At 65.6% G+C, this 14,386-nt stretch carries 14 protein-coding genes; 7 read left to right on the top strand and 7 right to left on the bottom strand.

Annotated elements, in window-relative coordinates:
• Nucleotides 1–23 precede the first annotated feature (23 nt).
• From P3W97_RS07000 to P3W97_RS07025, 6 genes are read left to right on the top strand one after another with little or no spacing between them, the layout of a single operon-like run.
• Entirely contained in the window at nucleotides 24–455 is a 432-nt protein-coding gene (locus P3W97_RS07000; protein ID WP_300845131.1) for a DUF2147 domain-containing protein, read from the top strand.
• Nucleotides 456–483: 28 nt separating this feature from the next.
• Complete coding sequence (locus tag P3W97_RS07005) at nucleotides 484–2,895, top strand: 3-hydroxyacyl-CoA dehydrogenase/enoyl-CoA hydratase family protein (RefSeq protein WP_300845133.1); 2,412 nt, start codon at nucleotides 484–486, stop codon at nucleotides 2,893–2,895.
• 19 nt (nucleotides 2,896–2,914) lie between these two features.
• Complete coding sequence (locus P3W97_RS07010; protein ID WP_300845134.1) at nucleotides 2,915–4,150, top strand: acetyl-CoA C-acyltransferase; 1,236 nt, start codon at nucleotides 2,915–2,917, stop codon at nucleotides 4,148–4,150.
• A 17-nt stretch (nucleotides 4,151–4,167) separates the two neighbouring features.
• Entirely contained in the window at nucleotides 4,168–4,932 is a 765-nt protein-coding gene (locus tag P3W97_RS07015) for an enoyl-CoA hydratase (RefSeq protein ID WP_300845136.1), read from the top strand.
• Between the two features lie 16 nt (nucleotides 4,933–4,948).
• On the top strand, nucleotides 4,949–5,440 hold the full coding sequence (locus P3W97_RS07020; protein ID WP_300845138.1) for a thioesterase family protein: 492 nt from the start codon (nucleotides 4,949–4,951) through the stop codon (nucleotides 5,438–5,440).
• A 16-nt stretch (nucleotides 5,441–5,456) separates the two neighbouring features.
• Nucleotides 5,457–6,227, top strand: a complete 771-nt coding sequence (locus P3W97_RS07025; RefSeq protein ID WP_300845140.1) for a glycosyltransferase family 25 protein — start codon at nucleotides 5,457–5,459, stop codon at nucleotides 6,225–6,227.
• A 136-nt stretch (nucleotides 6,228–6,363) separates the two neighbouring features.
• Here P3W97_RS07025 and P3W97_RS07030 read toward each other — a convergent pair whose 3' ends face one another.
• The 3 genes from P3W97_RS07030 to P3W97_RS07040 form a co-directional block, all read right to left on the bottom strand.
• Nucleotides 6,364–7,620, bottom strand: a complete 1,257-nt coding sequence (locus P3W97_RS07030) for an O-antigen ligase (protein ID WP_300845142.1) — start codon at nucleotides 7,618–7,620, stop codon at nucleotides 6,364–6,366.
• 81 nt (nucleotides 7,621–7,701) lie between these two features.
• Nucleotides 7,702–7,923 (bottom strand): zinc-finger domain-containing protein, encoded by a 222-nt coding sequence (locus tag P3W97_RS07035; protein ID WP_300845144.1) that lies wholly within the window; start codon nucleotides 7,921–7,923, stop codon nucleotides 7,702–7,704.
• A gap of 6 nt (nucleotides 7,924–7,929) precedes the next feature.
• Entirely contained in the window at nucleotides 7,930–8,865 is a 936-nt protein-coding gene (locus tag P3W97_RS07040; RefSeq protein ID WP_300845147.1) for a branched-chain amino acid transaminase, read from the bottom strand.
• Between the two features lie 284 nt (nucleotides 8,866–9,149).
• Here P3W97_RS07040 and P3W97_RS07045 point away from each other — a divergent pair, with 284 nt between their 5' ends.
• Nucleotides 9,150–9,905 carry a hypothetical protein gene (locus P3W97_RS07045; RefSeq protein ID WP_300845149.1) on the top strand — a complete coding sequence of 252 codons (756 nt, stop codon included), beginning with the start codon at nucleotides 9,150–9,152 and terminating at the stop codon, nucleotides 9,903–9,905.
• A gap of 23 nt (nucleotides 9,906–9,928) precedes the next feature.
• Here P3W97_RS07045 and P3W97_RS07050 read toward each other — a convergent pair whose 3' ends face one another.
• From P3W97_RS07050 to P3W97_RS07065, 4 genes are all read right to left on the bottom strand, one after another.
• Nucleotides 9,929–11,044: a chemotaxis response regulator protein-glutamate methylesterase gene (locus tag P3W97_RS07050; protein WP_300845151.1), complete on the bottom strand. Its 1,116-nt coding sequence runs from the start codon at nucleotides 11,042–11,044 to the stop codon at nucleotides 9,929–9,931.
• A gap of 15 nt (nucleotides 11,045–11,059) precedes the next feature.
• On the bottom strand, nucleotides 11,060–11,695 hold the full coding sequence (gene cheD / locus P3W97_RS07055) for a chemoreceptor glutamine deamidase CheD (protein WP_300845153.1): 636 nt from the start codon (nucleotides 11,693–11,695) through the stop codon (nucleotides 11,060–11,062).
• Nucleotides 11,692–12,531: a CheR family methyltransferase gene (locus P3W97_RS07060; protein WP_300845155.1), complete on the bottom strand. Its 840-nt coding sequence runs from the start codon at nucleotides 12,529–12,531 to the stop codon at nucleotides 11,692–11,694. The genes cheD and P3W97_RS07060 overlap by 4 nt, the downstream gene beginning before the upstream one ends.
• 15 nt (nucleotides 12,532–12,546) lie before the next feature.
• A partial coding sequence (locus P3W97_RS07065) for a chemotaxis protein CheW (RefSeq protein WP_300845157.1) occupies nucleotides 12,547–14,386 on the bottom strand: 1,840 nt, incomplete at its 5' end.

Below are 14,386 nucleotides of genomic sequence, written 5' to 3' on the forward strand. Positions count from 1 at the left end.
CCCCCGTGCCGAGGAGACGACCCATGCGCTACCGCATCGCAGCCTTGTTGCTGGCCCTGGCCACCCCGGCCTGGGCCAACCCCACCCCCGTCGGCCGCTGGCACACCATCGACGACGACACCAAGGAAGTCAAAAGCGAGGTCGTCATCACCGAGCAGGATGGTGTGCTGACCGGGCGTGTCGAGAAGCTGTTGCGTAAGGGTGCCGACCCCAACCGCCGCTGCACCGCCTGCACCGACGACCGCAAGGATCAGCCCATCGTCGGGCTGGAGATCATCCGCGGTGTGCGACAGGTGCCGGGCAAGGCGGTCTGGGAGGGCGGCACCATCCTCGACCCCGAAAACGGCAAGACCTACCATGTGCGTCTGACCCCGGTGGAGGGCGGCGCCAAGCTGGAGGTGCGCGGCTCCATCCTGTTTATCGGCCGCACGCAGACCTGGGTGCGCGCGAACTGACGCGCCCCGCCCATTGCAAGGATTCATCATGTCCCGATTCACCGTCAAACGCGTCGCCGTGCTCGGCGCCGGCGTCATGGGGGCGCAGATCGCCGCGCACCTGGTCAACGTCAAGGTGCCGGTGGTGCTGTTCGACCTGGCCAAAGACGGCGCTGACCAGAGCGCGATCGCCCGCCAGGCCATTGCCAACCTCAAAAAAATGAAGCCCAGCCCGCTGGGTGTGGCCGACGACGCCGACCTGATCCGGCCGGCCAACTACGACGAGCACTTGGCTCTGTTGGGCGAGTGCGACCTCGTCATCGAGGCGATCGCCGAGCGCATGGACTGGAAGCACCAGCTCTACGCTCGCATCGCGCCACATTTGGCTGCACATGCCATTTTGGCCACCAATACCTCGGGCTTGCCCATCTGCCAGTTGGCCGAGCCGCTGACGACCGAGCTGCGGCCGCGCTTCTGCGGCATCCACTTCTTCAACCCGCCGCGCTACATGCCGCTGGTGGAGCTGATCGCCGCGCCGCAGACGCGCGCCGACGTGCTCGATGCGCTGGAGGCGTTCGTCACCACGACGCTGGGCAAAAATGTGGTGCGCGCCAAGGACACCCCCAATTTCGTCGCCAACCGTATCGGGATTGCGGGGATGCTGTCGACGATGATCGAGGCGCAGCAGTATGGCCTGACCTTCGACGTCGTCGATGACCTGACTGGCAAGCGGCTCGGGCGTGCTTCCAGCGGCACCTTCCGAACCGCCGACGTGGTGGGGCTGGATACGCTGGCGCACGTCATCCGCACGATGCAGACCCAGTTGAGTCCTGAGACCGACCCGTTCTACCCGACGTTTGCCACGCCCAAGGTATTGCAGGCGCTGCTGGACAAGGGCCACCTGGGGCAGAAGACGAAGGCGGGCTTCTACAAGAAGGTCGGGCGCGATGTGTTGCGCTTCGACCTGGCCAGCGGCGACTATGTACCCGCTGGCGCCAAAGCCGATGAAGTCTATGGCCGCATGCTGAAAAAACCCGCGCCCGAGCGCCTGAAGCTGCTGCGCGGTGCCGAGGGGCCACAGGGCCGCTTTCTGTGGGCCATCCTGCGCAACGGCTTTCACTACGCCGCGCTGCACCTGCAGTCGATCGCCGAGACGGCGCGCGACGTCGATCAGGCGATGCGCTGGGGCTTTGGCATGCAGCAGGGGCCGTTCGAGCTGTGGCAGCAGGCCGGCTGGCTGGAAGTGGCACGCATGGTGCAGGAAGACATCGACGCTGGCCGCGCGCTGTGTTCTGCGCCGCTGCCAGCCTGGGTATTCGAAGGTCCGGTGGCTGAACGCGGTGGTGTGCACCAGCCGGAGGGCTCATGGAACCCCACCACGGGCCGCTTCGAGCCGCCGCGCACCTTGCCGGTGCACGCGCGCCAGCTCTACCGCGAACGCGTCTTCGGCGAAGGCGGGCCGGATTGGCGCACCGATGGCGCCACGGTCTACGAAGACGATGCGATCCGCCTGTGGACGCTGCCGCACGCCGGGTTGGGTGACGTGCTGATCGCCAGCCTCAAGACCAAGATGCACGCCATCAGCCCTGCGGTGGTGGAGGGGCTGGATCGCGCGGTCGAGGAGGCCGAGGCACGCTTCGCGGGCCTGGTGCTGTGGTCGGGCGACGAGCCGTTTTCGGTCGGCGCCGATCTGCAAGCCACGCTGCCGGCGTTTGCTGCCATGGGCGTGCAGGCCATCGAGTCGGTGGAGGCCGAGATGCAGCGCGTCATGTTGCGACTGCGTTATGCCCAGGTGCCGACGGTGGCGGCGGTGCGCGGCATGGCCTTGGGCGGCGGCTGCGAGCTGGCCGTGCACTGTGCGCGCCGCGTCGCGCACATGGAAAGCTACATGGGGCTGGTGGAGGTGGGCGTTGGCCTGATCCCGGGCGCCGGCGGGCTGACCTACATCGCCCGCCGCGCCGCAGAAAACGCCCGCCACAGCACCGGCACCGATTTGCTGCCGTTTTTGACCGAGGGCTTCAAGGCCGCGGCGATGGCCACGGTGGGCACCAGCGCGCTGGAAAGCCGCAAGCTCGGTTACCTGCTGGAGAGCGACGTGATCGTGCCGCACCGCGATGAACTGCTGTTTGTCGCGGTGCGCGAGGCGCAAGCCCTGGCCACGGGCGGCTACCGGCCGCCGCTGCAGCGCCGCTTCCCCGTGGCCGGTCGTTCAGGCAAAGCCACCATTCTGGGCTCGCTGGTCAATATGCGCGACGGCGGCTTCATCACTGCGTACGACTTCCATATCGCCAGCCGCATTGCCCATGTGGTCACAGGCGGTGACGTCGAGGCCGGCACGCTGGTGACCGAGGAATATCTGATGAAGCTGGAGCGCGAAGCGTTCTGCGCCCTCATCGTCCAACCCAAGACGCAGGCCCGCATCATGGCCTTGCTCGACAGCGGCAAGCCCCTGCGCAACTGAACCCGCGGAGACACCCGACATGAAAACCCGACAAGACGCCTACATCGTCGCGGCCACCCGCACACCGATCGGCAAGTCCCACAAGGGCTATTTTCGCCACACCCGCCCGGACGACCTGCTGGCGCACGTGTTGCGCGCCGCCGTGGCGCAGGTGCCGGGGCTGGATCCTGCGGCCATCGAAGACGTGATCTGCGGCTGCGCCATCCCCGAGGCGCAGCAGGGCTTGAACGTCGCGCGCATCGGCGCGGTGCTGGCCGGCCTGCCCAAGAGCGTGGGCGGCATCACCGTCAACCGTTTTTGCGCCTCGGGCTTGTCGGCGGTGCAGATGGCGGCCGACCGCATCCGTGTCGGCGAGGCCGATGTGATGATCGCCGCCGGCGTGGAGAGCATGAGCCTCGTGCCGATGATGGGCAACTCGCCCAGCCTATCGCCTGCGATCTTTGCCAATACCGACGATGTGGACGACTATGGCATCGCCTACGGCATGGGGCTGACCGCCGAGAAGGTGGCGCAGCAGTGGAAAGTCTCCCGCCAGGCGCAGGACGAATTCGCGCTGCAGTCGCACCAGCGCGCCATCCGCGCACAGCAGGCGGGCGAGTTCCGCGACGAGATCACACCGGTGGAGGTGCAGGAGCGCATGCTGGACCTCGATCGGGGTGAAGTCGACATCCAACGCCGCACCGTCGATCGTGACGAGGGCCCGCGCGCCGACACCACCCTGGAGGCCCTGGCCAAACTGCGCCCAGTGTTCGCCACGCCCCGCCGCCCCGATCTGACGCCCACCGGATTGGGCAGCGTCACGGCCGGCAACAGTTCGCAGACCTCGGATGGTGCCGGCGCCCTGATCTTGGCCAGCGAGGCTGCGGTGCAACGCTTCGGCCTGCAACCGCTGGCGCGCTTCGTCAGTTTCGCTGCGCGTGGGGTGCCGCCGCACATCATGGGCATCGGCCCGATCGAAGCCATCCCGGCGGCGCTGAAGGCCGCAGGACTGAAGCAGGACGACCTCGACTGGATCGAGCTCAACGAGGCGTTTGCCGCCCAATCGCTGGCGGTCATGAACCAGCTTGGGCTCGACCCCGCCAAGGTCAATCCCATGGGCGGCGCGATCGCGCTCGGCCACCCGCTGGGGGCCACAGGCGCCATCCGCTCGGCCACCGTCGTGCACGCGCTGCGCCGCCACGGCCTGCGCTACGGCATGGTGACGATGTGCGTCGGCATGGGGCAGGGCGCGGCCGGCATTTTCGAGCGGGTATGATGCAGCAGGAGACTCCGATGGCCGACATCCTCGAACACACCGAAGGCGGCGTGCTGACGCTGACCCTCAACCGCCCTGCCCGCAAAAACTCGTTGACCAGTGCCATGTATGCGACGCTGGCCGATGCCCTGGCGCGCTCGGTGACAGATGCCGCCGTGCGCGTCGCCGTCATCCAGGGCAACGAGGCCATGTTTTCGGCGGGCAACGACATCGAGGAGTTTCTCCACGCTCCGCCGGCCGGTGCCGACAGCCCGGTGTTTCGCTTTCTGCGCGGCATCGCCACCTTCCCCAAGCCGCTGGTGGCGGCGGTCTGCGGGCCGGCAGTCGGCATCGGCACCACGATGCTGTTTCACTGCGATCTGGTATACGCTGGCGATAACGCGGCATTTTCCATGCCGTTCGTGAACCTGGGTCTGTGTGCCGAGGGGGCGTCCAGTCTGATCGCACCGCAAATGTTTGGTTACCACCGCGCGGCCGAGGCGTTGCTGCTGGGCGAGCCGATCTACGCCGAGGCGGCGCTGGAGGTAGGGCTGGTCAACAAGGTCTTGCCGCCGACCGAGGTCAACGCCTATGCCCAGCAGATCGCACGCAAGCTGGCCGCTAAGCCCCTGTCGTCGCTGGTGGAGACCAAGCGCCTGATGAAAGGCACCCAGCAGGACGCGGTGCTGCAGCGCATGACCGAGGAGGGCGCAAGCTTCGGCCGCATGCTGCGCGAACCCGCGGCCAAAGAAGCCTTCTCGGCCTTCTTGGAGAAACGCGCGCCCGACTTCAGCCGGGTGTGATGGGCAGGGGCCGACCGTGACGCGCGTGACCCATCCGCCGCTGGCGCCCGTCCCCTTTGAGCCCGAGTTTGTCGAAGGCGTGCGCGAGATCTTCGAGCGGAAGATCGCCTTCAACACGGTGCTGGGCTTGCGTATCACGGACATCGCTGCCGACCGGGTGCAAGCCCGCATCGATATGCGACCAGAGCTGGTTGGTCATTTCGCCTACCACCGCATCCACGGTGGCGTGATCAGCGCCGGGCTGGACGCGATGGGCGGGCTGGCGGTGATGGCTGCGATCGGTGCGCGCCACATGGACGAGCCGCCCGGCCAGCGGCTGCACCGCTTCGCCAAGTTGGGCACGATCGATCTGCGCATCGACTATCTGCGTCCGGGCATCGGCGAGGCCTTTGTCTTGGAAGCCGAAGTGCTGCGCCTGGGCTCGCGTGTGGCCTCCACGCGGATGGCATTCCTGGGCGCGGATGGCAAACTGCTGGCCACAGGGGCAGCGGCTTACATCGTATCGTGAGGGCCAGGCCAGCACGATGTTGCCGGTCATCTACATCAATCTGGATCGGGACCTTGAGCGCCGGCAGGCGATGGAGGCGATGCTCCACCCTCACGGGTTGCCGTTTGAGCGACTGCGGGCCGTGGCTTGGGCGGAACTGGACCCGGCCAGCCGGGCGCAGCTTTATGACCCTGCGTTGAACCAGCGCCAGTTCGAGCGCCTGCTGGTGGATGGGGAGAAGGGCTGCTACGCCAGCCACCTCAAGGCCTGCGAATATCTGCTGGCTTCCAGCGCACCCGCATTGATCGTGCTGGAAGACGATGTCCATCTGACGGATGGTTTTGTCGATGTGCTGGCGGCGATCGAGGCCCTGCCCACCGAGGGTTGGGATGTGATCAAGTTGTACAGTCGGCACAACGAGCGGCCTGTGGCTGCCATGCCCTTGACCAGCGAGCACCAGTTGGTGACCTACCGTCGCGTGCCCAGCATGTGCTACGGCCACGCGATCAGCCGGGCCGGAGCCGCCAAGCTGCTGCAGCATCGGCGGCCGTTTGGTCGCCCCGTGGATGTGGACATGCGCTATTGGTGGGAAGCGGACCTGCGCATACTGGGCATCGTACCGGCGGTCGTGACACGGGGTGCAGCCTCCGAGATCAGCAGCATTTGGCAGGGAGGGCGTTTCAATCGCACCGGGGCAGAGCGTTGGCGTCGCTGGGGGCTGCAGTTGGACTATACGCTGCGCAACGCCTGGCACCGACATAGGCAGGTCTTGCCCGCCGAGGTCGTGCAACGGCGCCCCTCGGGGTGAATGCCTGTGTAGCTTGCGCCGCAAACTCGCCGTTGCACACCCATCGATGGCGACCGGGCTCATCCGGCAAAACCTGTCCGAGACGACGCCGAGCGCCCCCGCGGGCGTTGCCGCATCAGCGGCAAGCGGTCGAGGTTTACCGCTCGTCTGGCATCACAGTGGGCCGCAGAACCATGCTGACCCATACCAAGTTCATGAATAAATACACCAGATTGCCACTGTTGTGCGCAAACAGGACCTGTGTCATGCCAAAGCCAAGATAGCCCGACACGAGGATCAGTCCCGCCCATGCGGCCCATACCCGGTCGTCGTCGGGGCGCCAGGGGCGCAGGTGGCGTACATAAATTGCTGCCGGAATGCCGTAAAACAGGGCCAGCGCCAACACGCCCAACGCCCCCGCCTTGGCCCACAAATCCAGCCACTCATGGTGTACATGGCCAAAGCGCAGCACGACGGCGGGGGCCTGGCCGCTTGCTACCCATTCGCGTTTGCGCTGCTCATAGCCAGCCTCGCTCCAGCCCAGACCGGGGCGCTCCCATCCCATTTGCCAAGCCAGTCGCCAGTGCGCTAGGCGATGGCCCACCGAGGTGCTTGCCTCCCCTTGTTCATAGTGCTGCAGATCGCGCTGCAGGTCTTGCAGCCGCTGGTGAAACGACGCAGCGGTGGCAGCCCAGATCAGCCCGCCACCCACGGCCAGCGCAGCCAGTGCAGCGAGGATTCCAGCGCGCCTGGCGCGTGGCCTCGACGCAGCTGGCAAAGTCCGACCACTTGGCAAATACCCCCGCCATCCGGCCCACACCAATACGGCCAGCCAGGCCCCTAGCACCCACCAGCCACCGCGCGTACCGGACAGCAGCGAGGCATAGATGCCTGCCAGCACTGCACCGCCCGCGGCCCAGCGTTCCCAGCGGGATCGAGCCCGCAGCGCCGCCAAAGCGCTCCATAGCGCCAGCAGCACCGCCACATTGCCAAACTGGATGGCATTGAGGTATCCGTGCGCACGCTCCAGCCCCATGGCGTGCATTTGCCAGCTGGCCACGGCTGCCGCCCCCCAGGCGCCCAGCCAGCAGCCGCGCAGCGTCCAGGTCAGCGACGGCGCGAACCGTACCAATGCGATTGCCGCCACCAGCGCCGACACATATTTGGCAAAACGGTCGAAAGCCCCCGAGCCCATGGCGTGCCCGCCCCAGTCCAGCCGCAACAGCCAGACCAATCCCATCAACGCGATCGACCCGAGCCACCAGAACCATGGCGCTGCCCATGCCACGGGCTGGGTCCGGGCGCAGACTGCCGTCAACAGGCCAGCCATGGCCAGGCACAGCGCCCCCCAAGAGTAGCCGGACGGCACAACCAGGCTGAGCGCAGGCAACAAGAACGCGCCCGCAGCAACCAAGCGTCTTATCCAAGGCGGTGACGAGCGGTCAGAGCAGCAGCCACTCACGGCAGAGCATGCGCGGTTGTAGGGCGCACACCATCAGCCATGGTGCACAGGCCGTTGTCCTGCACGCAGCCGGTACACCGTACCGCAATAGGGGCAGCGTGCCTCACCGGTTTTGGCCACATCCAGAAACACGCGCGGATGGCTGTTCCAGATTTGCATGCCGGCTTGGGGGCTGGGGCAGATCACGCCGCCGTGCGCATTCAGGTCGCGCGAGGACAATTCGACGACAGCAGGGCTTGAAGTCGGGCTGCTCATAGGGCGTCACACCAGGGTCAGCCAGTGGGCATAGTTGGGGTTGCGGCCGTTGACGATGTCGAAGAAGGCGCTTTGGACGCGCTCGGTGATCGGACCGCGCTGGCCCTCGCCAATTTGGATGCGGTCGAGTTCGCGGATCGGCGTGACCTCGGCGGCGGTGCCAGTGAAGAAGGCCTCGTCGGCAATGTACACCTCATCGCGCGTGATGCGCTTTTGCACCACTTCCAGGCCCAGATCTTTGGCGATGTGCAGCACGGTGTTGCGCGTAATGCCGTTGAGCGCTCCAGCCGACAGGTCTGGTGTGTAGAGGACACCGCTCCTGACGATGAAGAGGTTTTCGCCAGCGCCTTCGGAGACGAAGCCCGCCGGGTCGAGCAGCAGCGCCTCGTCGTAGCCGTCGTCGGTGGCTTCCATGTGGGCCAGAATGGAGTTGGTGTAGTTGGACACCGCCTTGGCCTGCGTCATGGTGATGTTGACATGGTGGCGCGCGTAGCTGGAGGTCTTGACGCGGATGCCGCGCTTCATGCCTTCTTCGCCCAGGTAGGCGCCCCAAGCCCATGCCGCCACCATCAGGTGCACACGGTTGCCCTTGGGGCTGACACCGAGTTTTTCCGATCCAATCCAGGTCAGCGGGCGGATATAGCCGCTGTCCAGCCCGTTGGCGCGGATGACGGCGCGCTGCGCTTCGTTGACCTCTTGCACGCTGAAGGGGATCTTCATGCGCAGAATCTTGGCGCTGTTGAACAGTCGCTCGGTGTGCTCCTGCAGGCGGAAGATCGCCGTGCCGCGCTCGGTTTTGTAGGCGCGCACGCCCTCGAATGCGCCGCAGCCGTAGTGCAGCGTATGCGTCAGCACGTGCACCTTGGCGTCGCGCCAGTCGACGAGTTCGCCGTCCATCCAGATCTTGCCGTCGCGGTCGTGCAGCGGGAGGGGTGTCGCCATCGAGGGTCCTTTGGGTTGGGGGCGCCCGTCTGGGGCCAGTGCCGGAGCGGGCGCGCCGGGGGTCAGAATGTGTGTCATTTTACGTGGCTTGGTCCCGGTGGCCATCCCCGATACAGCCCGATTCGATAGGCCCGCTGTCGGCGCTGGCGCCATGCCACGGCAGGCCGTGGGCCGATCGGTTGAAAAGCGGGCGATTTCCCCCTAAAGTCCGACTCAAGTTGGTCGATAACTGGGATGAGCGCGGGGAATCTGGCCCTTGCGCACTGACGAGTTGGGGTTTCGCCATGTTGACCATTTCATCGATTGCCGTGGCACCGGCGCCGCAATCGACGCCGACAGTGCGGGCCCAGCCGGTAACCCCGGCGCGGGCCAGCAACGCCGTTGCCCGTGAAAATGGCTCTGGTGCCGTCGTGGCGCCGCAGGGCGAGGCTGGGCGCGCGCAGGCGCAGCCTGCCCCGCCGACTCTGTCGCCCGTCACCCCGGCGCAAGAAGGCCAGCGCGTCGACGGTTTCGCCAACGGGGCCGCGCCCGAGCGGTCTGGACTGCCGCTGCCGGTGGCGGGGCGCGAGGACCGCCGCGCTGAGGATGCACAGGCAAGGACCAACCCGACAGAGGCACAGACCCGGTTGGCCGAGCGGGACAAGCGGGCACGCGAGGCTCGGGATGCGCAAGAAGCAGAAGCGCGGCGTCGCGCGCAAGCCCAGACCAGCCCTGGGCGCGAGCAGGACGCTGGCGCGCGTTCGGGCCAGGCGGAGTTTCCCAAAGTCAAAAACCCCGTGCTGGAGGCCATGGACGCTCAGATCAAAGATCTGTTGCCCAATATGTGGAAGGCCAGCCGAGCGGCCGTGGACATGATGATTGGAGAGGAGGCCATGCAAGCCGCCCAAGAGCGCGCCCAGCGGTTGGAGGAGTTGCAGACCCGACTCAACACCCGGCCGCTGGCCAACCTGCCGTCCAACGACGCGGCACAAAATTACATCACGGCTGCCGACAGTGGCAAGCGGCCGAAGCCCGGGGGGCAAATCGACCAACTGGCTTGAGTCCAGCCCTGGGAGTGTAGGCTTCAGACACGGTGCCGCACGCCTGAGGTGGCCACGCGTTCCATGATGGCCCGCGCAATCTGCTTGAGCGGCAGCACATCGTGCACGGCGCCAGCCTGAATCGCCATTTTGGGCATGCCAAAAACCACACAGCTTGCCTCGTCTTGGGCGATGTTGTATGCCCCGGCGTCGCGCATTTCTTTCATGGCTTGGGCGCCATCGCCACCCATGCCGGTCAGCATCACCCCGATGGCGTTGGGCCCCAAGACCCGTGCACAAGAACGAAACAGCACCTCCACCGACGGTTTGTGGCGGTTGACTGGCGGTGAGTCATCCACCACGGCCACATAGTTGGCACCGCTGCGCGCGATCGAGAACTGCTTGCCGCCTGGTGCGATGTAGGCGTGGCCAGGCAGAATGCGCTCTCCGTCGCGCGCTTCAGCCACCCGAATGCGGCACAGAGAATCCAGCCGTGCTGCGAAACTGGCAGTAAAGCCTGGCGGCATGTGCTGGGTGATGACCACTGCCGGCGCATCGGGCGGCAGTTCGACCAAGATCTCTTTGATGGCCTCGGTGCCCCCGGTGGAAGCGCCGATGCAGATGACTTTCTCGGTCGACAGTCGCAGCAGACCCGTGCCCAAAGCGGTCCCCGTCCGGGTGCTGGATACCGTGGTCGCAGGTGGCGTCGTGGCTGCGGCCGCAGAGGAAACAGGTGCTGCGGTCAGACGCCGCACATGGGCTTTGGCAGCGATGCGGATTTTGTCGACGATGTCGTCAGCCAGCTCCTGCAGTCCGGCGCTCACACCGATGCGCGGCTTGGCGACGAAGTCCACCGCGCCCAGTTCCAGGGCTTTGAGTGTCGTCTCGGCGCCTTGCTCGGTCAGCGTCGAGACCATCACCACCGGAGTGGGGCGCAGCCGCATCAGGCGCGAGAGGAACTCCAGCCCGTCCATTTTGGGCATCTCGACGTCCAGCGTGATGACATCCGGGTTGCGCTCGCGGATGATTTCGCGCGCCTGCAGCGGGTCGGCGGCCGTGCCGACGCAGGTCATGTCCGGTTGTTGATTGATGATCTGGGTCAACAGACTGCGCACCAGCGCCGAGTCGTCGACCACCACCACTTTGATTTTTGAGGTCATGCCCAATACACAGTGTCAAAACAGGTCCACGGTTCCACCTGCGTTCGCCTGCGCCAGACGGGTCGCCGTACCTTGGCGCTCCTGGGTCTCCAGCGTCTCTGGGTGTGCATGCGCCAACCGTTTGACCATGGCCTTGCCCGTGACCGGAAAAAACACCACTTTGCGCGGATAGATATCCATCACATCCTTGGATACCACCGGAATCCGTTCGGTGGCCAGGTAATCCAGCACAAATTGGGTGTTGCGTTCCCCCACGTTCATGCTGGTCATGCCCGAGATGACGGCTCCGCCGCCAAAGACCTTGGCTTGCATGTACTCGCGCGACGAACCGCGCTTGATCAGCTCGTTGATCAGCAGTTCCATGGCATACGACCCGTACCGGCCCGAGGTATCGGCCCCGCCCTCGGGCAGCATGAAGTGGTTCATGCCACCGATACGCAAGCGCGAATCCCAGATACACGCCGCAATACACGAGCCCAGCACCGTCATGATGAGCAAATCCTCGTCGCTGACGAAATACTCGCCGGGCAGCACCTTCACCGCCGCATATTTGAAATGCTGGTCGAAAAAGAAAAACGATGCCTCCCCCGGTTTGCGCGGGCGTTCTTTGAGCTGTTGCACATGCATGGGGGTGCGCACCAAGGGCATCATAGTTTTTCGTAGATGGTCTTGCCGCGCAGCCGAAACAGGTCGCGTGCGTCGCTGAAGTTCTCGGCATGCCCGACGAACAGGGTGCCATGGGGGCGCAAAAGGCGGTGCAGGCGGCCGAGCACCTGCCGCTGTGTGGCATGGTCGAAATAAATCATGACGTTGCGGCAGAAGATCACATCGAACTCTTCGCGCAAGGGCCAGACCTCATCGACCAGGTTGAGCGTAAAGAATTGCAGATGCTTTTGCAGCTCCGGCTTGACACGGGCCAGCCCTTCGTTGGCACCCTTGCCGCGCAGAAAGTATCGGCGCAACTGCTCGGGCGTGACGGAGCGCAACTGATCCAGCTTGTACACACCGCGCTGGGCGGTTTGCAGCACCCGGGTGTCGATGTCGCTGGCCCAGATGCGAAACGCCCCTTGCAGACCCAGCACATCGGCCATCGTGATGGCGATGGAGTACGGCTCCTCGCCCGTCGAAGCCGCGCTGCACCAAATCTTCCAGTCCCGCTGGGACGCCGACTCCCGCACCAGGCGAGCCAGCTCCACGAAGTGGTGATTTTCACGAAAAAACGAGGTCAGATTGGTGGTCAGCGCGTTGACGAATTCCTGCCATTCGGCCGCATCCTGGCTGGACTCCAACCAGTCCAGATAGGCCCGAAAGCTGTCGTGCCCAGTCTCGCGCAGGCGACGCGAGATGCGGCTGTACACCATGGCCTGCTTGCCCTCGTGCAGGCTGATACCGGCGTGCCGGTAGATGAGCTGTCGGATGCGGTCGAAATCCGCCACCGTCCACGCGAATTCACGGGATTGCAAGGCCGCGGCGGCGTCGCGCATCATCGCAAACGGCGTAGATTACTGGCGCGCCCGCCGCACCAAGGCGGAAATATCCAGAATCAGCGAGACGCTGCCGTCGCCCAGGATGGTGGCTCCCGAGACATTGGGGACCTTCTTGTAGTTGGCTTCGAGGTTTTTGATCACCACCTGCTGCTGTCCCAGCAATTCGTCGACCACCAGTGCCACGCGCGATCCGTCGGACTCCACCACGACCATGATGCTGTTGGCGGATGCGTCCGTCGCCGGCCGTGGCACTTGGAACAGACGTTCCAGCTCGATGACCGGCATGTATTCCTCGCGCACCTTGACGAGCTGGGCGCTTTGGGCCACGGTGTTGATATCGCTGGCCTGGACCTGAAAGGACTCGACCACCGAGGACAGCGGCAAGATGTAGACCTCGTCGCCCACGCGCACGGTCATGCCGTCCATGATCGCGAGCGTCAGGGGCAGACGCACCTTGACGCTCATGCCATAGCCTTCGGCCGAGTCGATCTCCACCGAACCGCCCAGCGAGGCGATGTTTTTCTTGACCACGTCCATACCGACGCCGCGGCCAGAGACGTCGGTGACCACATCGGCCGTAGAAAAACCCGGAGCAAAGATCAATTGCCACACTTCGGCATCGCTCATGTCGTCGGAGCAGGGCACGCCTTTCTCCCGCGCCTTGCGCAGCAGCTTGTCTCGCGACAAGCCACGACCGTCGTCACGCACCTCGATCAGGATCGAGCCCCCCTGGTGGGCCGCCGAGAGGGTGATCGTGCCGACTTCCGGCTTGCCCTTGGCGATGCGCTCCTGCGGCAGCTCGATGCCATGGTCGCAGCTGTTGCGTATCAGATGCGTCAGCGGATCGGTGATCTTCTCGATCAGGCCCTTGTCGAGCTCAGTCGCCTCGCCGTGTGTCACCAATTCGACCTTCTTGCCCAGCTTGCTGGCCAGGTCGCGCAGCATGCGCGGGAAGCGGCTGAACACCACCGACATGGGGATCATGCGGATCGACATGACCGACTCCTGCAAGTCGCGCGTGTTGCGCTCCAAGTCGGCCAGACCGGTGAGCAGCTGCTGATGCAAGGTTGCATCCAGGTCACGACTGTACTGCGCCAGCATGGCTTGGGTGATGACGAGCTCGCCTACTTGGTTGATGAGCTGGTCGATCTTGCTGACGGATACGCGCAGCGTCGTCGTCTCCAATTGGGCGCTGGCCGCGTTGCGGGCGGCCTTGGCGGTTTCGCGTGCGCGGGCATCCGCGCTGAGTGCGGGCGACGCGGCCGTCCCCCCCGGGGACAGGACCGAGCCCTGCAGGGCTGCCTCGGCTTGCAGGGCGGCGGCGTGCTCCGCGGGTGTCACCGGATTGCCCGGCGCACCAGAAAACAAACCATAGCCGTGCACCTCGTCGGGGGCTGGAATCGGGGCGCCGCTGGCATCCGGTCGCGTGCTGGCGACTGGACTGCCCGGAGCGCCGGCGAACAGGCCGTAGCCTTCCTCAATCACTTCACGGCTGTGTTCGGGGGCGGCGTTGTCTGCAGCGGTCGTGGTGACCGACGCCGCTGCCGCTGCCCCGGGCAGCAGGGCGACTTGATCACGGGCGACATGGAAGGCAAACAGGTCCAGCAGCTCTGCGTCGCTGCTGCTGGTGTCGATCTCGTAAATGCGGAAATTGCCCTCGTCGCGCTCTGCCGTGATGGTGCCCAGGCCGGCAATGTCGCGAAACAATTCCTTGATGGGGTCAGCCAGATCCAAGCGGCTCAGCGGGCCAATGCGGGCTTGCAGGTGCCGTGGTGCCCCGGCGGGTGATGGCGCGGGCATGCCGCCCGGCGTGCTGCGCGCCCCGGGGTCGGCCGCCGCCGGTGGCGCAGGGGGG

The organism is Tepidimonas sp. (assembly GCF_029335975.1).
In the GTDB taxonomy this organism is placed as follows: Bacteria; Pseudomonadota; Gammaproteobacteria; order Burkholderiales; family Burkholderiaceae_C; genus Tepidimonas.